The sequence below is a fragment of the Frigidibacter sp. MR17.14 genome (assembly GCF_037095735.1).
Classification (GTDB): Bacteria; Pseudomonadota; Alphaproteobacteria; order Rhodobacterales; family Rhodobacteraceae; genus Frigidibacter.
This window is the reverse complement of sequence record NZ_JBAWKD010000022.1, coordinates 1-24,309: the sequence shown is the minus strand read 5'-3', so window position 1 is coordinate 24,309 and position 24,309 is coordinate 1. Positions and strand designations below refer to the sequence as shown.

Below are 24,309 nucleotides of genomic sequence, written 5' to 3'. Positions count from 1 at the left end.
GACAATCTCTTCCGGCTTGTGCTTCTTCTGTCCCATATTCCGTCCTCCATCTGGCTTGAAAGCCTACTTCAGGGAGGACCACTTTTCAGGGGGCAGACCAGCTTCGACATCGCGCGTTGTTCGGTTGCGAGGTTGAGGAAGGGGCTGGGTATCCAAGGGATTATCCGTGGCAAGCCGCACAGGACGACGATCCCGGACCGCTCGGCCCCGCGGCCGCTGGACAAGGTGAACCGGCAGTTCCGGGTGCCTGCGCCAAACATGCTGTGGGTCAGCGACTTCACCTATGTCGCCATCTGGAAGGGATTTGCTTATGTGGCGTTCGTGATCGACGCCTATGCCCGCAAGATCGTCGGCTGGCGCGTCAGCACCTCGGCGCATGCAGGCCCTCGCCATGGTCGCTCGGACCAGTGGCGCAACCATGGCTCGATCCTCGATGCCCTGGAGCAGGCAGTGCATGACCGGCGGCCGGCCAAGGGGATGGGGCTGGTTCACCACTCGGACCGCGGCTCGCAATATTTGAGCATTCGCTACAGCGTGCGGCTGGCCGAAGCGGGCATCGAGCCTTCGGTGGGGAGTGTCGGCGACAGCTATGACAATGCGTTGGCCGAGACGATCAACGGTCTCTTCAAGGCCGAGGTCATCCATCGTCGCGGTCCTTGGCGCAGTTTCGAGGCGGTCGAGTATGCCACGCTCGAATGGGTCGATTGGTTCAACAACCGCCGCCTGCTGGCGCCGATCGGGAACATCCCGCCAGCCGAAGCAGAGGCGAACTTCTACGCAGCGCTGGAAACAGAACCGATCGCCGCGTAACTAACGAAAATCAGCCTCCGATAAATCCGGCGCGGTTCAGCCTGAAGCTTTTTCGAGCGCGCAGCTCCAGCATGGCCTCACCATAGGCCTCCTGCAGGTCCTTCAGCTGCTTCTCGTATTGCTCGCGGATGTCGAGAGGGTTGGCACGCAGAGCGTTCTCCATCCCCCGCTTCGCATCATCGACCCAGCCCTCGATCTCAGAGGGCGACAGGTCGTAGGCCCTGCTGGCCTCCGCGACCGTGGTCTTTCCCTGGATGATCTCCACGACCAGCGCCGACTTGCGCTTCGCCGTCCACCGCTTGATGCCCTCGTCCATACTCACACTCATCGCTACACGTCTCCTTGTAGCATGAGCAGATTTTCATTGGGTCGATACACTGCTGTGCTTGGCGACCGGTCGTCCGCTGAAGGAGGTGAGCGCGGCTGCAAACACGAAGAAAGCCCCGGGCGGTATGCGCGGGGCTTTGGCAATGTCTGACGAATTAGTGTTGGTTGCGGGAGCAGGAGAAAACCGTGATCTGCAGAACCAGCCCGGTCGCATGCTGTAGCTGCAGACTAAAACAAGACCTTCAACTTGAGGCAGGCTTGGATAGAGGCCTCGGAGAAGGTTCCTGAATGACCACGGTTGCCCGTATTGGCGACGAGCCCAGTCATCGTCGAGTCAAACCAAATCGAGAGTTCTCGGCGGCGCGGAGCGGCATTGTAGACGGGTCAGTTCGTCGTGCGGTAGCGGGGAGAACGCTTCGTCATCGCCTGACGCTAACACTCAGGTTTCGCGTAGTGAATCCGTCTAACCCCTAAGTGCAACAATGCCGCCTGCATACAAAATTTGGATTTTCAATGACAGCCGCGAACTTCCGGAATCCGCCTAACCAGAACTATCTTAGGTCACGAGGTGGGCCGACGGCAGCACCCTTGCCATGATTACAAAGGTCTCTGACATCGAATTGTTGGCGAGGTGTGCCAGCGTATCCTCAAGTGTCCTCAATCGATCCGTCATTCCAGATATACGCGCCTGAATGCGTCGCTGTTCGGCCGCGATCTGCCCTTCAGTCATCTGGATCTGCTGCTGGTCTTGGATGTTGCGGGATCGCAATTGCTCAATGCTAAGTTGCTTCCATCGGAAATACGCTTCGGTTTCAGAGGTCAGGATCTGCCTCCTGTCTGATAACGCTGCGGTTGCTTCCTCGCGCGAATTTCCAAGGCGTACACGCTCTTCCTGCGCCATATCCCTTTCCAGCATCTCCACAAGTCTCTGGAATTCGCGGACAGGTGCTATAGTTTTTTGAATTTGTCGGTTCGTCGTCGGTCTACAGCCTCCGCCAAGTAGGGCCCGTATGATCTTGTCGGTGCCGACCTCCACGCCCCCGTCAGCGGAGACCACGAGGCAGCGCGTCCTGACGACGTCCGGGAACAATGCGGAAATCCATCGGCGGTCTGAAGTGCGTCCGAAGCGCACAGCGGGGACATCGTCGTCGCGTGTCCTGATTTGCTGGTCCTTAAGTACTGACGGTCGCCAAGATGTGCGAATCAAAATCACCGTTTTCCCGACCAAATCTGAAGCCAAGTCCTCATCCGACAGTTGGATGCCGACCGGGATCGGCGAAACCTTCATTGCTTTCAACGTGGCATATGCCTGTCGGACCAAGTCGTCATGCATTTCGTCTCCGGTCGAAAAGAAACGGGCTCGTTTCCCGACTCGATCTTTCGGCAAGACGACATCTTTTTTTGGTGGCTTCCCAAGTCGATCCCGGCTCCAACGAAAAACTTCCGTTTCCCGCGTTGTCATCGCACCGAGTTTGTAGGGGCAATCTTCCAGCAGTGGCGGCAAAGAAAGAGTTGCGACGCGTTCGCCATCGTTGGATGTTAAAAATCCGCCTTTCAATGCCCCGCTGACGTGCAATAAGCGCAACCAGGCGTTTCCAGCGTGCTCAGATGCGCGAATATTGCCAACGATCTGGCTGATGTCGTCCGCGATATGCGGCTGAGCCGAAGCAATGCCCTTTCCAGACTGGTTCAGGCCAAAGGAGAGCTCGCGTTTCAGCTCAGATGCGGCCTTCCTGAAACTCTCGCGACCAGCCGCTGCATCAGTGATGATCCTGTCGAGACGCTGGGACAATGCTTCGTCGAGGTATGGCAATGGGTGTTCGAAGACCTCCATGAGGTCGAGTGCTTCGAGCACCCTCTCATCCGCAGAACCGGCAACGATCATGCGCCATATGCCAATCGTGCCCACGGTCCGATCTTTCATGTAGGCACTCAGCCCGCCGGAGCGGAGGCGGTCGAGGCGACCAATAAGCTGATCGATACGCGAGGCTTGCCACGGCAGGTTGTAGAAGATCATGTCTGCGGCGAAGTTGTGCAGGTTGAGACCTGCTTCGACAAATTCCTCCATGATCAGGACAGTTGCCTCACTCTGAACGGCGCTCACGACATCCACCAAATCGGTGTTGTAGCGTCCACGCATGGTTGCGATGCCGCCTTCTGAGAGGTGCGGGAACATTTCGGATAGACGCCGTTCCAGCATGTCGACGGTGGGCGTGTCGCCTGCGACGATGATTACGCGTCGCTCTGGCTGTTTTTGCCAATAGCCGAGCAGCACGTCACACAGGTCGTCGAACAACGCGTTGCCGGGATTGCGCGACAGGGTTGTCTCCACCTCGTCCCGCAAGTCTTGGTGTGCAGAGAATGTTCGGTGGCGCAGCACTTCACGCAGGATGGGGCCGGCGCGGAACATCTGACGGCATTGTAGCCAAGGGGCCGACTCTATGGGGTTGTCCCGACCGTCGCGGCAGGCTGCATTCTGCAGCTTTATCTTCGGCATTTCTGCATCGGACGGCCCGGTGCGGACAGTGTGGACCTTTCGCGTAGGTGCCACGCCTGGCCATTGGCTTCGCGTTTGACGCAGGATTCGGCGATCCGCTGCGAAGGCGGTCCTGTAGGCTGCGGCGGAGAGTGTGCCGTCGGTAACGCGCGCGTGCGCCGCAGCGGCGTCTTCTGCAAGAAATTCCAATGGCTCGCGACCGAGAAGATTGGCTATTTCCGAGCGTTCCGGTTCTATCGCGCCGATGACAGCCCGAGCCCAGTCGCGATTGCCCAGACGCGGAGTTGCCGTCAGCAGCAGGACATGCCTGAACCGTGGGGCGTCTCGACGCTCCCGGCAAAGACCTGACAGGAATGCCGCGTCGTCGAGATTCATGGCGTGGATCTCGTCCACGATCAGCATGTCATAATCCTCTGGAGAAGGAAATGCCGGTTGCCTGCGGACCATGTCTGCTTTGATCAGGTGGACATAGCCTTCGCCATCGGGATGCTCCTGCTCTTCATCTGCGTCTGTCACGATGGGAGCTGATATGTGGCCGCGAGCCGAAAGCTCGACTTGCCACTGGTAACAGATGCGTTCGGGTGCGACGATAGCCACCCTTAAAGACGGATCGCGCCTGCGCAGAATATTGAGGATCATCAAGGCCTGCACCGTCTTACCCATGCCAACCTCATCGGCGAGCAGGTGACGGACTTCCGTGTCCGCAAGGATACGTTGCAGGTTGGCGATCTGATGTGGGTAAGGGTCGGCGGCGACGCCGAGGGCGCCCCCGATCTCCCAAGACTCAGCTGCGACAAGGCGTTCAAGGGCGTGAAAGCCCGACTGGGCAAGGTGAAAGTTATTCATGTGAGGTCAACATTCGTCATCGCGCGATAGCGCAAGGCAACGTAGCGAACGGCACGCGCGGTGGAGCGGTCAGCGCCGAAGCGCAGCAGTCTGCCCCGCCACTCCGGGTCATCCATGACGCGCTCCGGCGCCAAAAAAAGGTGCAACAGGGCTCGCAGGTCGGCCGGTGTTATCCAGCGTCCGCTCCGGGACTGAACATCAAGATGGCTGGACACTAAGGCGGCAATCAGGTCGTCCAGATGGCTGGATTCATACGGCAACCGTTCGAGGCTTTCCGCGCGCTGCGCGGGCAGCACGAGTGCAGACAACTCGGGAAGGCGCGCCGCTTCACGAGCGCGTGCTACGAGCTTTTGCCAGCTGCCATCAGCATTGCCAGCGTCGAATTCGAGCTCATCAGCCCCATCGGAAATCGCTTTCTCCGAAAGCTTCTCCCACGCATCAAGAACCGCGTCGTCCATGTCGGGCCACATGTCTCCGTTGGGAATGACGACAAGGTCTGGCGAAGGCAACATTCGGCGGAAACGCTCTTCGAGATAGCCGGCGAGTTCGTACTTCTGGTCGTCATCCAACGGTGAGAAAGCTGTTGTGCCACAGACCAGATCGGCCTGCATGGCTTCGGCAACCAGCCGCCGGTGAAAGCCCGTTCCAAGTCCGCGACAGGACTTTTCCCTCTTGATCCAGAGATCACCGCAAAGCGCGGCTACAAGCCGATCTTCGAGTTCTCGGCGGGCATTGGATCGAACACTTTCTCCGACGGCTGATCCTGCGGAGGCGAGGCTCCAGCTGAGATAGGCCTCAAAACCTTCGGTAAGGCCGTGCGCATCACCTTGGGTTTCTGTCACGCGCTCAACCGGATCGGCTATGGCCCTGGGGATGCTGCTGAGCAGTGTGCCGGCTGCAGGTTCCACCAGAATGCAACTGCGAAGCGCACCGTCGCTTGCCCCGGCTGGACGAAGAAGGGCGTATCCAGATGTCAATTCTGCAGAGGAGGTTGCGTCAGGCATGAATGCCGTGCTCGAGATCACGGGATCGCAGATGAGCGCCTCCAGCGTCTCCTGTCCTTCCGCTGTCCACTTTGCGTTTCGGCGATCAAATTTCCATTCAGGCTCCGGAGCCACAAGCGACCACGTGTTTCTGTCCAGCCCATTTGCTCGGACCTCAAGACGGGCGTGCATGCCCCCTTTGGTCCAAAGACGGGCCACGGCCCGGATATCGGCAAATTCCGGGCGGTCAAAAGCGATCCTGACAGGCGCACTCGGCGAGACGACGCGCGCGGTGCGGGATAGGCCACTACTGGAACACAACGTGATGTCGAGGTCTATGTCATGCAGGGTGATCGGTGTTGACAGATGCAGCGCGCCAGCACCGCGCGCGATTTCTGAGAGGCCGATCCCATCAGGCTGGAGGGTAAGGCTTACAGGCGCAGGTGGTTCAATGTCGCGGAAAACCACGTCGATCGGGGCAACCTTGGACGTATCGAGCGGCGACAGTGACCAGATCCCCTCAGTCATCGGCAAAGTGTGCCATCGGTCGTCTGGAAGACGGAATTCGACACTTTCAGTCTGATCGAGACGCTCGGCAATGATTGTAATAGGTGTTCTCGATCGGGCCTGAACCGGTCGTCCCGCGGCCTGAGTTACGGTGGAACCATCGTGGCGCAGGGTCAGGCCGCCGAGGAAGTCAACAAATGGTTCAGCTTCCACGTGGATGCCGTGCCGGGCCAAAACCGCATCGCCTTCCGGTGTCCCGCTCATGAAGTGATACAGCCCGTCCCCCCAACCATCGAGGGCCCGTCCTTCAAGAACCATCTCATAAAAAGAGATGCCTGGCGTCACCCGATCCGTTGGTTTGAGCTGTGTTTGATATCCGTCATCACCATCGTCTCGGAAGAGCAAGCCCGGCGCGGGAACGACGACGCCTTCCAGCCAAGCCGGCGCCTCAATCCCGCAGATCTGCGGGCGGGGAATCTCTTCAAGCGGACGTCCGATGAAGACGGTATCACCACAGAGGAAGCGCTCAAGGGTTGTAGAGCGCGCGCCAACAGTGACCGTTGACTTTGACAATTGGGCACCGATTCCCGACCTGACAGCTTCGAGTTCGGCGGGCGCGAGGCTTGGCCCTCTCACGGCCAAGCTTCGGGCCTCCGCATCATCAAGCAGGAGTTCGTATGTTGCCTTGGGAAGATGCTTCACGCCCTGATGCTCAGCAAGTCGCCTCGCCCGGATGACGCGCTCGAGACGCTTGACCTCACTTTCGGATCTCAAGTCATTGGTCAGGCGCTGCAGGAAGCCTGCCTCCATACCCAAGTCGCCTGTTCCGCCGTTGACGAGATGGCGGATTACCGGCAGCGCAAGATCGTCATCCCGGAGCCAAGATTCCAACCGCCGCGAACCGAAGCCACGGGCAAGCTCTTTCAGTTCCGGCAACGTCGCTTTCGTCACACTCGGGTTACCGGTTTGGATCAAGAACTCTCTGACGAGACGTGCCAAGGAGCCGTGGATCTCTCGAGGGACCATGGCATTTCGAACCGGCCAAGCCATATGAGGAAAGGCTGCCGACCAAGCATCATTCAGAGGTCGCGCGGTTCCGAACTCTCTCGCACAGTCCCGGAACAGATCGGCAATGTCGCTGCGTTGCGGAATTGGAATGTCGACCTTGATGGCTGACTCAACCAATGGCCAGAAATCGGTCCCGGTACCCCTGTATTCATAGCCAATCTCAGTCACGATCACGCAAAGCGAAAGCGCGAATTCCTGCCATGCCCGCTTGGTGAGTTGATGTAACGCAGCACGTTGGCTGACGAGGTACATCAACTGCTCTACTGCGTCGAGATCGAGGCCGTGTTCGATCAGGTGTACATTTCCACCATCCCGCTCCCGGGACAGGCCTGAAAAAATCTGCACCAGCAGATTCTCACTGGCAAACAAGTCATTCATCTTTTCATTTCGCCACGCAGACGCCACTACTGGCACTACATGCTTGAAGCGGTTTTTGGTGATTTTCAATAGGCATGTCATTTCTTCAGGTCGAGTACAACGCGGAATGCTAAACACTGACTTCGACACGGTGGACGCCGTCGACCCAGGTCAAAAACTGGCTGAACAGTTGCGTAGGGATATCCATGATCTCGGGGCGGTGCCAATTTCCCGGGCGGTCGCCGGCATACGGACGCTTGCCATAGCCGACGGCGCGTCCGACAAGGCAGCAAAACAATGGGGACAGGCTCTCGTGGAGGCACTGGTGGCCTGCGGTGATCTTGGTTCCGGCAAGTCGTACGGCGAGCCGGTCTTGGTGAAACGAAGGTCCGTGTCGGTGCTTATCCAAGGCGATCGGTGCATCCTGCTTGGGGGCGATGCGTCCCAAGGGGAACCTCATGGCCTGCTGCGAGCAACGGATGTGGTTCCCGCAGATGCGGTCAGTTTCCATGACTGGGTCGGCGAGCTATCAGATGATGATATCGCTAATCTTTGGCAGATCTTGGACGCAGGGGTCTGGTCGTTGGGTGAGACTTCTTCAAGCGGCGTGATACGCGCGCTTGGCCTTGCTGGCGTCGTGCCAGACCTGGCGATCCCCCAGGAAACATCAGCTTGGCTCAGGGAGCATTTCCCTTTGCCCCGGACAGGCGAGAATGCTGCTGACCCATCACAAGCTGCAGTCATCGACAGTTCGGCAAGTGAGCGACAAATCGTTACGGCCGGACCCGGGAGCGGCAAGACGCATACCGCCACGGAACGGGTCATAAATCTTGTGCAGCAAGGCCTGTCACCTGCCGGAATTCGCCTCATCACCTTTACTCGTGTCGCAGCTGAAGAGGTGGGCGGGCGCATCTCGCGGGCTCTGGCGGACTACACCTATTCCGGCGGCGTTACATGCGGCACGATTGACTCTCTCGCGTGGAACTTGGTGACTACACTTGGGGAAGCCCCATCGGGGGGCCACGAGCGGATCGTTCGCGTTGCTCGAAAAGCGATTTCAGACGGCGATCAGGCGATGCTGGATCTGCTGAACGGGATTACTCACTTGGTGATCGACGAAGCCCAAGACATTGTTGGAGAGCGACGCATGTTCTGTCGCGCTTTGATCGATGCGCTGCCAATGAAAGTCGGCGTGACGATCCTTGGCGACGGGGCACAGGCAATTTACGGATCGTGGGCGGGCGACAAAGGGAGCGATGGATCCCTGCATGCCGAGTTCAGAGGCCGCAAGGGATGGATAGACCGCACCCTTACGGCGAACCATCGGACAAAGTCAGACACTCTGCGGCACTTCTTCGCGCAGGCGAGGACGCTGCTCGAAGGCGACGGTGATCCGCGTTCGACTTATCTCGAAATTCGGGAAATGCTCGAAGACGTTGCGACAGATCCGAATGTGAGCCTGACCGGACCGGTCTTTCCGTGGCGAGATGACAGCTTAATCCTCTTCCGGGGCCGCGCTGCAACTGAGGCAGCGTCAGCCCGATTGACTCGGGCAGCCCGGACACACCGTTTGAAACTGTCGGGACAAACAACTGTTTGCGATCCGCTGGTGGGCGTGATGTGCGTAGGGCTTGCCCCCGGTGCTGCTGTCCGCCTGGAGCACGTGCGTCGGCGACTTGCGGACCTTCATCCTGCGCTGTTCGGCCTGACGGAAGAGGACGTGCTTTCTGAACTTCAGTCCCTCGGGCATGGACCGACGGTGCGCTTGCAGGACATCGCGGAGGCAGTCGAACGGGAGCCGGTGGCGCACACGCGCGATCATGTAGGCACTGCAGGCCCGCTGCTTGGCTCCATACACGGAGCAAAGGGGCGTGAAGCATCGAACGTACTTCTCATGCTGCCTCCGGTTCCGACCGGTGATGATGTCGACTGGCTGGAGGAAGCCCGCGTTCTGTTCGTAGGGGCGACAAGGGCATCGACACACCTGTATCTGGGTAGGGCACAACCGGGTTTGGTTCGCCCCGGAAAGAATGGCAGCAGATGGATGCGTGGAAGCGGTGGCGGCCTCCTGCTGTCTGGGTCGGAAGGGCTGAGACCCCTTGGCGGTGTCGCTCCTGCCTTGGAGGTTTGGGAGGCCGCGTTCCGGCAACCCAGTTGCTCGTTCCAGCGCAGCGACACATGTGAGGAGGCGCATTGGCACCTCTTCACTGACAGTGGGAAGGCGTTGGCTCAAGTTGATGGTCCGCTGAGTGCCGACCTCGATTACCTCGCGACCGACCGGGGCGGCCTCGCTTCAGGCACAGTTCGCGTGGTCGGTGCAACAACCGTGGTTGACCGTCGAAACGATGGCAGAATTCAAGCGGTGACCCTGCTGCCGGTGCTTCAGGGCGTCGTGCGTGGTACAGGGAAGAGGGACAATCAAGATGACCAGTAGCGCCTCGGATGCCGCGCGCCAGCGTATGATCGAACGCCTCAGGCAGGATCTCATGGGTCCTTTGGCGGACGATGAGATTCTGCACGACAGCCCTTCGGAAATTTACATGACAGGCATCCTGTTCGCCCAGAAGAGCCCGCAGGGCGTGGGCGAATTGGAGGGCGCAGTTCTTGGTTCCGATGAGGAGGACGATGCCGCGTCCCGGGTGCCGCCGGATACCTTCCGACCGAGTTCGGCAGGATTGTCGTTCGCCGTTCGCCCGACGGATGGTGAAAATATCCTTCTCAACGTGGATGTTTCGGCGGCGGGCTATGAGGCCCGGCCACGTGCAACCTCTGACGATGGACGACCGCGGTTTGATTGGGCGCGCAAACAGCTGACAGCCCGACATTCCTTCGAACTGCCCAATGATCGGGATGGCGAATATGACGTGCCCGGTGTGCCGGAGATGGCACTCTGGTTGCGCTCGCGCAGACATGGCGATCTTTACCTTGTGACGATCATTCTTCTGAACAGAAACGTGATGCCGGAGAAACCTGAGCCCGGATTGCGCGACATAGGCAACCTGCATCAGGTTTGCTTCAGCGTCGAAGCCGATCCTGATTTCGGTCTGATCGTTCCTCGTCCAGATCCAATGCAACGGATTCCGGATGAAGATCGGGCGACGGCCGCGCTGCTCTATCGCGACGCTCCCGACTATGGTGCTGGGCATACTTGCTCCATCCGGAGTGATCATCTGCCGGATGGAACGGTTCGCCTGGCGACCGAGTGGTTGCCGTCGACGCTGGTCAGATCACCGGGGCCTCTGGGTGATCCTGAGCATTTCGGGAAACTCGTCGCGAAGAAGCTGGAGGGAGCTCTCGGCTCTGAGTGGCTTTCTGTCGCGCCTTCCGGCGATGTTTGCGCGGCGCTCGACGAGCTTTGCGCATGTTACGATCAATGGATCGCTGTTCGAGAAGCTGAGGTCAAAGCATTACCAGCCGGGCACCAGGATACGGCGCGGCGTCACATGGCCGAGTGTCGTACCGCGTCAGGAAGGATGAAAGAGGGCGTGGATCTGCTTCGGGAGGATGGTCCGGAACTCCTCGCATTCCGGCTCGCCAACCGCGCGCTCTGGCAACAGAACGAATGGAAGCGCAAACGGGATTCCAGGATCGGCCCACTGGTCTGGCGCCCGTTTCAGATGGCCTTTGTGTTGCTGTGCATGGCTTCGGCTGGAAACCGGGGCCACGATGATCGTGGCGTGATGGACCTACTTTGGTTTCCCACCGGGGGCGGCAAGACCGAAGCTTACCTGCTGTTGACGGCATACACAGTTTTCCTGCGTCGTCAGCAAGGGGGGCCTGAGACTGCCGGCGTCACCGTCCTGATGCGCTACACACTGCGCCTGTTGACGGCGCAGCAGTTCCAGCGGGCAGCGGCGATGATCCTTGCCTGTGATCTATTGCGGACAGGGGACTATGAGTGCCCCGGCACCGAAATCCCTTCCTCCCTTTCGCAAGGCGCGCCGATTTCCATTGGCCTTTGGGTCGGCAGGGACACAACTCCGAACAAGATCGTTGAAACAGAGAAGACCGGTTCGCCCGCACAGATCGAGCATTGCCCGGACTGCGGTTCACAACTCGAGTGGGATATCGCATCCAGTGGTGACCGGATCCATGCAACCTGCCACGGCAACGGGTGCAGTTCAGGACAAGCACGAGACCATTTCCCCTTCTGGACGGTCGACGAAGATATCTACCGCGAACTGCCGACACTACTGCTGGGAACTGCAGACAAGTTCGTTCAGATCGTCACTAAGAAGCAAACCGGGCGCCTTTTTGGTCTTGGTGATGCCGGTCGATTGCCGCCTGACTTGATCATCCAGGATGAACTTCATCTTATCTCCGGGCCATTGGGCAGTATGGCAGGCCTCTTCGAGACTGCCATCGACGCCCTATGCACCCGGGAGGGACAGCGCCCTAAAGTGATCGGCTCTACAGCCACGATCAGGCGTGCAGCGGATCAGGTGCTGAACCTCTTTGATCGATCCGTCATGCAGTTTCCGCCGCCGGGATTGCACCATGCCAATTCAGGCTTTGCCTGTGTCGAGCAGGACAGCCCGGGACGGCTGTATCTGGGTGTGACAACGGCCGGTCGTACCGGCAGCTACATCTATCAGGCGATCGCATCTTCACTCCTCCAAGCTGCGGCTGATCCGTCGCTCTCCGGTGCGGAGGAGGACTATTACTGGACGCTTGTAGGCTACTTCAACTCGCTGCGCGAACTTGGCAGCGCCTCGATCATCATGCAGGACGACGTCACGCATGGGCTCGAACTTGTATCGGCACGACGCAAAGAGCAGCCGCGTCACCTTCAGCCGCCAGCTGAGCTTACAAGCAGGGTGAAGTCTGACGAGATCCGAACCAAGCTATTGGAACTGGAGATGGCCAGAAACAGTGGAGACGCCGCCGACGTCGTTCTGGCATCCAACATGATTTCTGTCGGTCTCGACGTCGGGCGTCTGGGCCTAATGCTGGTTAATGGCCAGCCAAAGACAATCGCCGAATATATCCAAGCAACAAGCCGCGTTGGCCGCGGTCGCGTGCCCGGGCTTGTGGTTACACTCTACAATGCCGGCAAGTCCCGTGACCGAAGCCGTTATGAGACATTCCCGACGTGGCACAGTGCCCTGTACCGGGATGTCGAGGCGACAGGCGTGACACCCTTTGCACCGAGGGCGCGGGACAAGGCGCTCCACGCTCCGTTTGTTGCCATGGCGCGGCATCTGGTACCCGGCATGTCGGATACACCGGCCGCGGCGGCGGACCACGAGACAGACCTGAAAGCACTGATCGGTTTGATATGTCAGCGCATCTCCAGCGTGGACTCCGAGGAGGCTGTTGCCGCTCGTCGCGAGCTTGACGACTTCTTGGAGCTTTGGCTGCGCCGTGGAGCACTGCCGCAATACTGGGCCAACTGGTCGGACGATACTTTGCTGATTTCAGCGGATGCACAGGCGATATCTAATGCCGTCGGCTTCACCAAGGGCCTCGCGCGAGCCACCCCTGGAACACTGCGCGCAGTCGAGCCATCGACTGAATTCGTCATCAAGGAAATTGCTTCTTCAGACGCTGAGGAAATCCCATGAGCAAGAACGTCGGCAGCATTCGCCGCAGTCAGATCATTTCGACCTTCGGTCCGGGGGCAATCGTCGATTTCCGTCTGCCGGGAAGCGGGGCGCTGCTTTCGGGGGTTATGCAGGGTTTGGAGGCCTGGGAGGCCTATACGAAAGGTGGCTACAAGCAGGATGTGGTGCGCGAACCGAGACTCGAAGCGCTCTTGGGCGTCGACCATTTCCGGGCTCCGCCGGTAGGGACTTACCTGAAGGATGGGCAAAAAAGGGATCGCGTGCTCCCGATAGAACGGTTTCCGGATTGGCTGTCCTGTCCCGAGTGCCACGTCATCAACCGGTCGGGGCAATGGGCCCCATCGCGGAACCGCGATAGCCTGCATTGTGGCCAATGCCGGGGGAAGCCTGCAGTAGTGCCTGTGCGTTTCGTCGCAATTTGCGAAAACGGGCACCTTGATGATTTTCCCTGGACTTCCTGGCTGACGCACGAGCCTGGGTGTTCTCGGCCAGTTCTGGCATTGAAGAGCGTCGGAGCAGGCATCGGAGGGCTGTTGCTGACCTGCAAATCCTGTGGTGCGGGGCGTTCCATGGCCGAGGCATTCTCGCCCAAGGGTATTCCGAAGCACAAATGCGGCGGTGGCCGACCGTGGCTTGGCGGACGCCAATCGGGATGTGAGGCGGCGCCGCGGATCACACAGCGAGGCGCGAGCAACGTCTATTTTTCGATCGAGGAGAGCGCGATAACCCTTCCCGATTGGAAGGTGTCCTTCAGGGAGAAGATCGCCGACTTCATCGACATGCTCGATTTTCTCGACGATGAAGACATGCGGATCGCATTCATCGCAAAGAAGATCCTTCCGACTTGGGACGGCCCCGACAGCGCCGAAGAAATCGCACGTCGTTTTAGGGAGATGAAGGAAGACAATTCTGGAAGTGAAGGAGATCTGCGGCTGGACGAGTTCCGGATGCTGCTGACGGATACTTCCGAGTTTGACGAAAGCGCGATGATCCTGCTGAACCGCCAACAACCCGTTCCGCCCACATTGACGGGGATGATCTCCTGGATTTCGTCGGTGGAAAGGCTTCGGGAAGTGCGTGCCCTGACCGGGTTCACGAGGCTGAAGGCGCAGGTTGGCGGCAAGCCGGACGCCGTGCCGCTGTCTCGATCAGGTCTGTCGTGGCTGCCAGCGGTAGCCATGCATGGGGAAGGCGTATTCCTGTCGTTGAACCTGGATGCCGTGTCTGCATGGGAAAGGCGGCCGGATGTCGTCAGTCACCTTGCTCATCTGATTCAGACATATGTGGATAGCGCTCGGGCCGAAGGAAAAAAGGTGGATGGCGCGCCACAGCAACTCAACGCACGGTACATGCTGATCCACACTTTGGCGCATGCGCTGATCGCGCGCTTGTCGCTCGACAGCGGGTATTCGTCGAGCGCACTGCGTGAACGCCTTTATGTCGGGCCGGATATGGCCGGTCTGCTGATCTACACCTCGACGCCGGACGCAGACGGAACAATGGGCGGGCTTTCGCGGCAAGCGCGACCGGTTCGCATGGAGCAACTGGTGTTTCAGGCGCTGGCCGACCATGAGCTATGCTCCGCTGATCCGCTATGCTCCGAAGGAATGGCGCGCAGCGGCTCGAACGGTAACCACGCAGCCTGCCATAGCTGCGTGTTTCTTCCTGAAACCAGTTGTGAGGCGTGGAATGGCTTTCTTGACCGGAGCTTGTTGAGTGCGGGGCCGCTTTCGTTCTTCAAACGTCTGGCCGAGTAATCAAGCAAACCCTGCATTGACATTCGCCCTCCTGGTGACTGAATTGCACAAATCAAGAGGGGATTAACCCGTCACGGGCTAATTCCCCTATCAGCGACTAAAGTCCGGCCATGGAGAGGTTGGACGATTAAGAAGGCACCACTGACGCAGGGCAGATCATTAGCATCCTTCAGGAGCACGAGGCATGCACGAAATACGCCGATCTCTGCCGCACGAACGGGATGCCCGATGGCACGTTGCATGCTTGGAAGGCGAAGTATTCTGACGAGTGGCAGGTCAGGCGCATCAGGGCCCTGACCTGCAAGCGGCAGAATGAACACCAAGCAAACTCAGTGCCGCCGCAAACTTGTCTGGGAAACGCCCCCATCAGCGATCTGAAGCAGATGGCCATTTTAGTGAACCCGGCTCCATCCACGTAACTTGATCCTGACCGGACCATCATTTTCCTCCGACGGGGCCTCGATTTCCGGCCGGATCACGCGGATCTCATAGTTCGCTTGGCCCGGTGCAATCCCGATCTCAAAAACATCCCCGGCCTTGGCGCAGGCGTTGCGAAACCACGCAGTCATGTAAGTGATGCGGTACTCATTCCGGGTACCGTTCTCGTCGTGAAGCCGGTTGTTGTAGTAGACAAAGCGAAACTTATGCGGCACGCCGTCCTCTCCGACACAGGTGAGCCAAGCGGATGGATTTTTGATCGAGGGATCGAGCATGGGAAGGATTGCCAGCAACTCCTTCTCGCCCTTGGGGATAAGAACGCCGGCTTGATGACCGCCGGTGGATCCTACGTCATTGGCACTCAAAGTTTTTTGGAAGGCTGCTTTCGTCATAGCGTCTCCGGCGTGATCTCGAGGGCGCGCTGGAGGTCCGCACTGTCCCGCATCGCGGACGGCACGGTCTCGTTGCCCAGTTCCTGCTTCCATGCCGAGCGGTCCAGCATGACCCGCTCGACGGTGTCCTCATAAAAGAGCCGGTAGACCGTCACCGGTGAGGTCTGTCCGCGTCGATGGGCGCGTGCGCTCGCTTGTGCTTCGAGCGCCGGGTTCCAAACCGGGGTCATATGGATGACGATCGTCGCGGCGGTGATGTTGAGGCCGGCACCCGCGGCTTTCGGGTTCAGGACAAGGCACCCCGGACCGTCATGGGCGCTGAAGTTATCGATGATCTCTTGGCGGTCCTCCTGCAGAGTAGACCCGTTGATCGCGCCCCAGAACGCGTCCGGGAGATCGCCCGCCCCCTCGCGAAGAAGCTCTCCAAGTCTGTTAAAGAGGGCGAAGACAAGGACCTTCTGGCCGTTTCGGAAAGCCTCCCGCAATAGCTCCAAGGTCCGCTCCAGCTTGGGCGTTAGCAAGGGCAGATCGGAACCGCGATCGAGCTCTGCGAGCTCGCCGTCAACATCGCCTGGATTGGACTGCCGCAGCCAAGGATGCGCGCAGAAGAGTTGCAGTTGCAGGGTCGCGACAAGTGGCCCCGCGATCGGATAAAGGGCCAGAGTTTCCTCGCGTGCACGCCGGTAACCCTCCACCAAAGGTCCGTCCAGTTCCAGCGGCAGATCGATGTCGATACGCTCCGGCAGGTCACCCGCTACGTCTGCCACCCGCCGCTTCAGGATCAACGGGTCAGTGACGGTCGCGATATCTCGGGCGGCTTCCAGCGTGTCCGGCCAAATCTTCTCGAACGACTGCCGAGTGCCAAGCAGACCCGGAACAACGAAGTCGACCAGCGACCACAGGTCCACCAAGGTATTCTCAACGGGCGTCCCAGTCATCGCCACCGCATGGCGGCGTGGAATGGTCACAATCAATCGCCTGCGGATCGAGTCCGGGTTCTTGATCGCTTGCGCCTCGTCACAGATCACCCACGACCACTCAAAGGCGGAGAAGATGGCGATGTCATTCACCATCGTGTCATAGGTGGCGATAACGACGTTGCTGCCCTGCAGCCCGCGCCAAGTTCCGGGACGCTGCGGCCCCCGATGGACCGCCACAGTCAGTGAGGGAGCGAAGCGCGCGATCTCCCGGACCCAGTTTGCAATCAGGCTCGTGGGGCAGATGACAAGGGCCGGGGCCTCCACAGGAGGTGGCGAGAGCAGCAAAAGCGCTATGATCTGTAGCGTCTTTCCCAGTCCCATCTCGTCCGCAAGGATCAGGCCGCCGTTGCGCGCGGCCGCCTCGCGCATCCACGTCACGCCCCGAGCCTGATAGGGGAAGAGGGTCGCTTGCAAGCCCGGCACGTCCACCGTGCCAGGCAGATCGGTCGCCGCCATCGCTCCCGGAGCCCAAAAGCGTTCCGAGGCGGATACGGCAAAGGGCATGTTCTCACTGCGGAGCAAACGGATTGCGTCGTCGAACCGGATCCGTCCCCCGTCAGCGTTTCCAGTGGCGGCACGGACGAGATCGCAGACATCCGAGGGCAGCGGGCGAAGGATCGGTCCATCAACAACCCATCCATGAGCCGGCGTCGGAGCGGGAAGTTCCAACCGGTTTCCGCGGACATTTCGGATACCGATCAAAAGCACCACGATATCGCCGTTGTCGAGGTCGAGGCGGATCTCCGGATCGACAACGCGCTCCGAGACTGTGAAGCCTTCGGGCGGGCATTTCGCGAGGTCCTCGAAACGGCGGGGGAGCGCTACGAAATCAACCATGATGGATCCCCATCATGAGCATTAGCTCCTCCGGAGAGTATGGCCACGGGCGGCGGGTGTGAACAGCGCGGTGGCAATTCGGACAGAGGGGCACGAGGTCCACCTCTGGATCATAAGGCCGGGGTTCGTGCAACATCGCGACCGGTTCGAGGTGATGGACCTCGATGATGCCGCCCGCCGAGCCATAGACCACCTTCGGATCGGTTCCGCAGATCCGGCACTTTAGGCCATGGATACGCAAGCACAGGAGCCGGTTGCGCGGGTTGCGCTCGCGCCTATTTACGGTCGCCCGGCTTAGGGCGCCTTCGACCGCCGGATGGTCCGCTTCGGTCGCGTCCTCCACGACGTCATAGCCGATGAGTTCCGCCATCGCTGCCATCAACGGCACGAGGACCTCGCGGCAGGTCATGATCACGGCCTCATCAGTGTCCGGATTGATGGTGTGATGCCGGAAGGTGGCGGAGATCCCGAAGCGGGCGTCCGCCACTGTCCAGTCAGTCAGGTGCTGACCCGTGACTGCCACTTCCGCGATCCTCGCGACAGACCGTACTAACGACCGGGCCAGCTGAATGTCTTCGGCCTCCGCAGCCCGAATGGTCGCTAAGACGCGGGCCGAGAAGGGGCCGAAGGCCAGTTGTACTTGGTGTGATTTCAGCCCGTAGGGACGCAACTCCGCAACCGGACCGTGTTTATCATCGAGATCGTCAAACCAGATGCGCAATCCCCGCCGCAGGCCTCCATCAAGGAAGCCAACCGCGATGGTCGCGCCAGTTCCTTCGGCGAGTTCCCTCGCGATGAGTTCGCGTCGGGAGATGAGCATCTCAGCTGTCCCCGTCGTCTACAACTTCCTCGACGTCGGCCGGCTCGGCGACCGGCATGGTGCGCAGGAGCTTGCGCAGGTTCGACGAGACAACTTCACGGATGTCGGCGAAGATCGGCTGCATCTCCGGGTCGGAATACTCCAACTCGGCTGCAGCGAAGGCCCAGAAAAGAAGGTCCATGCCCTCGACCGCATACCCGTTCGAAGCCGCACGCAGATACACCTTCTGATAAAAATCGTGGTGTCGGTTCAGTTCGACGCCCGGAACGTGGCCCGTCGTACTCGAACTCCGCAGTGCGGGGACCCAAAGTTCGCCCGTCGTGATCGTGTCGACGGCATCGACATGCACTGCCGCCGACGAGACGTTGTTCTGCACCGGCTGACGGAGCCTGATCCGGGATCCCATCGCGTTCGTTACGACGGCCGTCTGACTGGCGGCATCAACCTCTTCCACCACCGGCGTCTTCAGGTTCGACGTCGCCGCAATGCTGGTGTTTGCGGAGGTGTGATTCAGCGTCGTGCCCGCAGCCTTTTCCCGCTCTTTCCGGCGATACCTGTTCTCCGCCTCGCGGCGCGCGTTCCGCAGAAGCGTGGTGAGGTGGTCTTCGATTGCCGGATCGAACAGGATGCGCGACTTCTTCACATCGACATAGAACGCTTCGTCAAGCTCGTGACCGAAATCGAACTCGATCCGCAGCAGGGACATGTGCGGCTCGAAAGTGCCGTGCGAGCCGAAGACGCCGAGCCATCCCCCCGCGTTGATCAGGCGGCCCTCGCGATAGATGTAAAACCCCTGTCCGCGGCCGCTGATGTTGGCCTTCTTCTTCTCCGCGTCGGTGAGGCTGGAGGAATGGGGAAGGATCCACGCGCGGATCTTAGCCTCGCCGCCACCGTCGCCTTCCGCCGTGTCCATGCCGATGACCTGCTGGGCATCCGCGAGCACCTGCTCCGACTTCTCGGGGAAGAAAGGGTTCCAAGGCTCGACGGGCTCACCGTCGACCGTCATTCGGATGGTTCTCTGACGGTCATCCTCGGCATCGAGAAAACGATGGTAGATCATTCCCAGATGACTTTTCAGGGCCACCCGCAGGCGTTTGATCGCCGCCTGCTCCTTGGTGCCGCCGGGCTCGTCATAGTGCTTCGACAGGAGCCGGTCGCATTTCGCCCAGACGACAAGGGTGCCTCGCTCACCGCAAAGCTCCCCCAATGCCTCAGCCTCGTGGCCCTCGACCGGTTCCCGCAACATTTCCCATGTGTCGGTCGCCTCGACGTGATCCAGATCCCACGCGAGCTTTGCCAGCGGTTCGCGCGCGCTCCTGCGGGAGATGACGGTGAAACGCTTGCAAACCGAACTTGACGCGGTCTTGAGCCCCAGTCCGAACTTGCCGAGGCTGGCGAGGTTGGCGCGCACCGGTGATCCATACCGAAGGGCGCTGTGGACGCCGGCCGCATCCATGCCGTGCCCGTTGTCGCCGAAATAGACGTACTTCCTGCCGTCGGACCTCATCTCAATCCGGACATGGATCTCGTCGGCCCCAGCCGCGATGGAGTTGTCGATGATGTCCGCCGCGGCGGTCCTGAAGTTGTAACCGGTATCCCGCAGGCCAAAGATTAGTCGGGACGCATCAGGGTTGTTGATAAGATCGTTCACTATTCACTCCATCTTAATTTCGGCCGAGGGCCGCCGGAGCGGGAACTTCTCCGGTCTCCGTCGAACTTTGCAGCCAGTCAATCACCGTGGCGAGTAGGTCGTCGGCTGGCATATCCCGCGTCGCGCATTCCCAGACCGTCAGAACACGCCAGCCCAAGTGGCTCAGGCACACCGCCTGCTCGGCATCCCTTTCCACGTTACGGGCGATTTTTGCCTCCCAAAACGCGGTGTTTGTCTTTGGGAGACGGTAGTTTCGGCATCCTTGGTGCATGTGCCAGAAGCATCCCTGCACCCTGATCACGGCGCGGTACCGCGACAAGGTGATGTCTGGCTTGCCCGGCAGGTCCTTACGATGTAGCCGGAAGCGCAAGCCGGCCCGGTGCAGCCCCCGCCGCAGCTTCATCTCCGGCGTGGTATTCCTTGGACCGATCCGGGACATCATCTCGGAGCGGCTCATGGGAACCCGTTCAGACACTGCGTTGCCTCCGCGGATGCAGTGCCACTGTGTTCCGGATCCAAGGCTCCATCGCTTCGGCGATAGCAATCGCCACCGGCGCGGCAACAGCGTTGCCGAATTGGCGATAGGCCTGCGTGTCCGACACCACGATCTTCCAAGGGTGGTTCGATCCCCGCCGGTCGAAGCCCATCAGGCGGGCACACTCACGCGGGGTCAGCCGCCGGGGGATCCCTCCGGGCTTATCGATGAGGATCTCGGACCCGTCCTTGTAGTAGCGAGCGCTGAGCGTGCGGGCGACACTGTCAGGGCCGCACAGACCGAAACCGAAACCGTTCCCCGCCGCCTTGTGCTTGGCGGCATAGTTCTGAAGATATTTCCAGAGGTTCGGCGTCAGCGTGTACTTCGCTGCCACCTTGCCGTCGGGGCCGACCGTATAGGGCCCCTCGACCAGCTCGCTGCCATCCTCGGGATGTAGGATGGCGGAAAGACGGGGGTTTTCGGCAGCCGGACGCAGGATGTCGTCGAGCGAGAAGTTGGTCGCAACGTCGCTACGGAAGCCCGCGATGAAGATCCTCTCGCGGTGCTGCGGCACCCAGTGACGCGCGTCAATGACCTTGTAGTCGACGATGTAACCCAGTTCATCGAGCGCATGCAGGATTACCCGCATGGTATTGCCCTTGTCATGCGACAGCAGGTTTTTGACGTTCTCCAGCAGGAACGCCTTCGGCCGATGCCGTGCGAGGATGCGCACGACATCGAAGAAGAGCGTGCCTTGGGTTTCGTCCATGAACCCGTGCGCACGGCCGAGAGAATTTTTCTTGCTCACCCCGGCGATCGAGAAAGGCTGGCAGGGAAAGCCCGCGAGCAGCACGTCATGCTCGGGAATGTCATCCTCGTGGATCTTCGTGATGTCGCCAAGGATCGGATGACCATCGTCGAAGTTCGCCCGATAGGTTTGCTGCGAGAACTTGTTCCACTCGCTGGTGAACACACATTGCCCCCCGATCGACTCGAAGCCGATCCGAAGGCCGCCGATCCCCGCGAAGAGGTCCACGAACCGAAACGCCGCCTGATCGGTCATTTGTCTGCTCCTGTCTCAGGTCCGGCATCGATATCCTGGGATATCCAGAGCCGAGGCTACCCACATTTGCCGCACAATGACCCATCCCAGTGAAAGAATCCACGGCGATACGCCCGCCCCCAACAACAGCACTTCTTGCGCAATCGGGCTTAGACCTACGGCACATCGATGGCACGATAGGTCGGCCAGGGCTTGGCCCTATATATTGCGCGGGTAGGTCTGCCGTGCCTCTGACCTACCATGCAGGATCCACGAGATGGCTTCCCAGAGGATTTGTGCAACGGTGCCGTTCACAGATCGGCTGCGACCCAGTGCGGATCGTAGCCTGTGCTGATCACTGCGGCAACTCGGCAGCCGGCGAACGTGGCTCTCGCGGCGGCGCGGCTTTGCCAGCCGCGGCGACATCCTCGCCGGCCGGCATGATCCAGCCCTCGTGCATCGCGAGCGACCGCAGCTGTGTCGCGCTGGCACCGTCCGCCAGCTTCTCGCACAGCGTTTTGCGCAGATCGGTGGGCAGCTCGCCCAGGATCGTGACCAGGCGGTCGCCATAGGCGGCCTTGGCCTTGGCGATGTCTGCCGCGTGACGGATACCGCTGCGGTTGGCTGTGTCCAGCGCGCGCTCCAGCGCCTTCTGGGTTGCAAGGCTCGAACCGGAGCCGAACGGGTTCTTGGTCATATCATCTCTCCTCGAGACGGTTGCGAAGGCCGCTCTCTGGCGCACCGCCGCATGGGGTTGGATTGCGGCCCGCCGGGGCGAGCCATTTGCGTGGTGACGAGATGCAAGTGGCCCGACCGCCTGGGCGGTTTGTCCTTCCCTGAAGGACAGCTCCCAGTACGGGTTCCGAGCGTCGTTTTCTCGCCGAGGGGGGCACCGCCCCCTCTGAATCAAAGGTGAGATCGGTTCGGAAAACACGGAAACAGCGGCGGGCAAAAAGTTTCGAGCCGTTCAGCGCCCGCCCTCGCCCGTCGGGTCGAGGCCTGACTTCCTGAGGGCCGCATCGAGCTTGAACTGCTTCAGAGCCTGTTCGCGCGCGAGGTCCTCATTCGGAGCGGCAGAGAGCAGCGCCTTGAGATCGGCGTTACGGTCGCGAACCGCCGCGGCGACCTCCCTGACGCGCGTCCGCTCCTGTTCAAGCTCCTGCCGTTGGCCGAAGATGGCCTTCCAGACGTCCTTGACCAGTCCCCGCAGCCTTGGTGTCTTCATGACATCCGCGAGGTCGGCCAGGTCCTGTTTCGCGGCCGCCCCATCCGGCGCGCGTCGAGTTTGAGGCCCGGGCGCCGCCGGGTCAGGCAGGTCGTAGCCGAAGGCCTCCCCACGCGACAGCAGGCGCAGCGCGGCCTGCATGCGCGCGAACATGGCGCGGGCGACATTGTTCGCGTTCCGGGCCTCTGTCCGCAGGTCTTCGGCCGCCTTGCGATCTGCGGCAGCCGCGGCGAGGTCCGCCGAGATCCTTGCCTCACGCTCGGCCAGCCTGCCCATGGCGCGACGGTGTTCGTTCTTCGCCGCGACCCGCTCCTGCAGGATGAACCTGTGCTCCTCCTCGGTCTGGCGGCGTGTCGCCTCGGCCTTGCGTCGTTCTGCGAGGGAGGCCGCGAGCGCGGCCAGGGACTCGTCCTTCTCCGTTTCGCGTTTCCGCCGATGAACCTCGTCTTGGCGGGCGCGCCTGTGCTCGGCGGTTGCGCGTTCCTGTGCGATCTCCTCTCTTTCCCTTGCCCGCCATTTCGCGGGCGGGACGTGGCGGCGCTTTTCCGGGATCGCGGTCACATCGAAGGCCCGTCCTTCCGCCTCGCTGCGCACACGCTCCAAGCCCACGGCCAGCCGCCGGTCCTGGGCACGGGCCGCCCCCCGGTGAAGTCCCAGATCCTCGAACGCGCGGGCGACCTCGTCCTGCGCGCGTTCATAGTCTTTGACCAGCGGATGCGCAGAGGGCTGGATCAGCTGCTGCCGTCCGCGCCGCGACGACGTCTTCTCGGTCGCCACCATCAGCACCGCATGAATGTGGCAGGCGCTTTCGTCCAGATCGACCCGCGCGTGCACCAAAGCCTCGCCGAAGGCGTCCCGCAGCCACGCACGCCCGCGCTCGACGAAGGCGTCCTCACGGTTCGCCTTCCCCGCGGCGAATGCTGCCTGTCGATCGCCCTCGCTCGCATCCGGATTGCGCTCGAGAAGCTCGTCCACGGCCGACCGACCGGCCTCCTCGAACCAGGCATGATGAGCGGTCAGGATCACTTCTCGCAGCGGGCCGAGGTCGGTCGCCTTCCAGGGATCCTTCGGCCCCTCCATCGCGCGCCTCTCGGCCTCGGCCCGCCGTCGCCGCCGCTGCAGCGCATCGACCTCGTTGGTGTAGTTTTCCAAGGACATCCGGCGGATGCGGTCCTGAAGCTGCAGGAGCCAGTCTTCCTCGCCGTGGATCACCTGGTTGGGTCGATCCGGCTGCGGATCGCAATGCTCGACGTCGCCAAGCTTGCGCTGGCGGTGTCCTTCGTAGCGCGTCAGGGCGGAGGGGAAGAAGGCCGCCATCCGAAGGACGACAGGGCGCTGGTTGATGATGGGCAAGGGCAGCCTCCAGAAAGTGTGGAGGCGAAGTCAGGTCGTTTGGTGCATCGCAGAAACGACGCGCGCAAAAATCTTGCCGATGCGCCAAGAACAGGTGCGGCAGAAAAGTACTCACTAAGCAAGTGGCGCAGCCAGTTCCCGACAGCCCACTTGCAGCGTTCGCCAAGGGCACGGCCCCTGGACCCGGGTCCCGCCTGGCGGCGGGCCCGAGGGGAACGCCCTCCCCCTCACCCCCGGGCAGGTGCTGCTCGCCGCCCCCTGCACCCCTGGCGTCTGTCCGACGGACCGGGAGGGCGTGCCACCCCTCCGGCCACCCCGGGTCGGGACCGCTCGCCGCCTGTGCCCTGCACCCTTTCCGGCGTCCTTCCGACGGACCGGGG

The 24,309-nt window shown here is 60.9% G+C and carries 16 protein-coding genes and 1 pseudogene; 5 read left to right on the top strand and 12 right to left on the bottom strand.

What is annotated here, in order from left to right; genetic code table 11:
- A partial coding sequence (locus tag V8J36_RS21975; RefSeq protein ID WP_336469463.1) for an IS3 family transposase occupies positions 1-810 on the top strand: 810 nt, incomplete at its 5' end.
- 10 nt (positions 811-820) lie between these two features.
- On the opposite strand, the gene V8J36_RS21970 is transcribed toward V8J36_RS21975, so the two are convergent.
- From V8J36_RS21970 to V8J36_RS21960, 4 genes and pseudogenes are all read right to left on the bottom strand, one after another.
- Entirely contained in the window at positions 821-1,126 is a 306-nt protein-coding gene (locus V8J36_RS21970; RefSeq protein WP_442902528.1) for a transposase, read from the bottom strand.
- A 239-nt stretch (positions 1,127-1,365) separates the two neighbouring features.
- Positions 1,366-1,488 (bottom strand): annotated as a pseudogene (locus V8J36_RS22935) (IS5/IS1182 family transposase); the annotation flags it as partial.
- Positions 1,489-1,693: 205 nt separating this feature from the next.
- Positions 1,694-4,480, bottom strand: a complete 2,787-nt coding sequence (locus V8J36_RS21965) for an SNF2-related protein (RefSeq protein WP_336469461.1) — start codon at positions 4,478-4,480, stop codon at positions 1,694-1,696.
- Positions 4,477-7,485 carry a hypothetical protein gene (locus V8J36_RS21960; RefSeq protein WP_336469460.1) on the bottom strand — a complete coding sequence of 1,003 codons (3,009 nt, stop codon included), beginning with the start codon at positions 7,483-7,485 and terminating at the stop codon, positions 4,477-4,479. The genes V8J36_RS21965 and V8J36_RS21960 overlap by 4 nt, the downstream gene beginning before the upstream one ends.
- Between V8J36_RS21960 and V8J36_RS21955 the strand changes: the two genes are divergently transcribed.
- The 4 genes from V8J36_RS21955 to V8J36_RS22930 all read left to right on the top strand — a co-directional run bounded on the left by V8J36_RS21955 (position 7,475) and on the right by V8J36_RS22930 (position 15,135).
- Complete coding sequence (locus tag V8J36_RS21955) at positions 7,475-9,829, top strand: UvrD-helicase domain-containing protein (protein WP_336469464.1); 2,355 nt, start codon at positions 7,475-7,477, stop codon at positions 9,827-9,829. The two genes, V8J36_RS21960 and V8J36_RS21955, sit on opposite strands and share 11 nt — an antisense overlap.
- Complete coding sequence (locus tag V8J36_RS21950; protein WP_336469459.1) at positions 9,819-12,959, top strand: DNA helicase; 3,141 nt, start codon at positions 9,819-9,821, stop codon at positions 12,957-12,959. Before V8J36_RS21955 ends, V8J36_RS21950 begins: the two co-directional genes overlap by 11 nt.
- The gene (locus V8J36_RS21945) at positions 12,956-14,716 is read left to right on the top strand and encodes a DUF1998 domain-containing protein (RefSeq protein WP_336469458.1); all 1,761 of its coding nucleotides are present in this window, start codon (positions 12,956-12,958) and stop codon (positions 14,714-14,716) included. Before V8J36_RS21950 ends, V8J36_RS21945 begins: the two co-directional genes overlap by 4 nt.
- Positions 14,717-14,871: 155 nt before the next feature.
- Positions 14,872-15,135 (top strand): transposase, encoded by a 264-nt coding sequence (locus tag V8J36_RS22930; RefSeq protein ID WP_442902529.1) that lies wholly within the window; start codon positions 14,872-14,874, stop codon positions 15,133-15,135.
- On the opposite strand, the gene V8J36_RS21940 is transcribed toward V8J36_RS22930, so the two are convergent.
- The 8 genes from V8J36_RS21940 to V8J36_RS21905 form a co-directional block, all read right to left on the bottom strand.
- Positions 15,109-15,546, bottom strand: a complete 438-nt coding sequence (locus tag V8J36_RS21940) for an EcoRII N-terminal effector-binding domain-containing protein (protein WP_336469457.1) — start codon at positions 15,544-15,546, stop codon at positions 15,109-15,111. The genes V8J36_RS22930 and V8J36_RS21940 overlap by 27 nt on opposite strands.
- Positions 15,543-17,363, bottom strand: coding sequence for a DEAD/DEAH box helicase (locus V8J36_RS21935; RefSeq protein ID WP_336469456.1), 1,821 nt, complete (start codon positions 17,361-17,363; stop codon positions 15,543-15,545). Before V8J36_RS21935 ends, V8J36_RS21940 begins: the two co-directional genes overlap by 4 nt.
- Positions 17,356-18,183, bottom strand: a complete 828-nt coding sequence (locus tag V8J36_RS21930; RefSeq protein ID WP_336469455.1) for an HNH endonuclease — start codon at positions 18,181-18,183, stop codon at positions 17,356-17,358. The genes V8J36_RS21935 and V8J36_RS21930 overlap by 8 nt, the downstream gene beginning before the upstream one ends.
- A gap of 1 nt (position 18,184) precedes the next feature.
- Positions 18,185-19,834 (bottom strand): ATP-binding protein, encoded by a 1,650-nt coding sequence (locus tag V8J36_RS21925; RefSeq protein ID WP_336469454.1) that lies wholly within the window; start codon positions 19,832-19,834, stop codon positions 18,185-18,187.
- Positions 19,835-19,847: 13 nt separating this feature from the next.
- Complete coding sequence (locus tag V8J36_RS21920; RefSeq protein ID WP_336469453.1) at positions 19,848-20,291, bottom strand: very short patch repair endonuclease; 444 nt, start codon at positions 20,289-20,291, stop codon at positions 19,848-19,850.
- A 10-nt stretch (positions 20,292-20,301) separates the two neighbouring features.
- The gene (gene dcm / locus V8J36_RS21915) at positions 20,302-21,372 is read right to left on the bottom strand and encodes a DNA (cytosine-5-)-methyltransferase (RefSeq protein ID WP_336469452.1); all 1,071 of its coding nucleotides are present in this window, start codon (positions 21,370-21,372) and stop codon (positions 20,302-20,304) included.
- A 334-nt stretch (positions 21,373-21,706) separates the two neighbouring features.
- Complete coding sequence (locus V8J36_RS21910) at positions 21,707-22,048, bottom strand: hypothetical protein (RefSeq protein ID WP_336469451.1); 342 nt, start codon at positions 22,046-22,048, stop codon at positions 21,707-21,709.
- Between the two features lie 270 nt (positions 22,049-22,318).
- Positions 22,319-23,929 (bottom strand): hypothetical protein, encoded by a 1,611-nt coding sequence (locus tag V8J36_RS21905; RefSeq protein WP_336469450.1) that lies wholly within the window; start codon positions 23,927-23,929, stop codon positions 22,319-22,321.
- Positions 23,930-24,309: the final 380 nt, after the last annotated feature.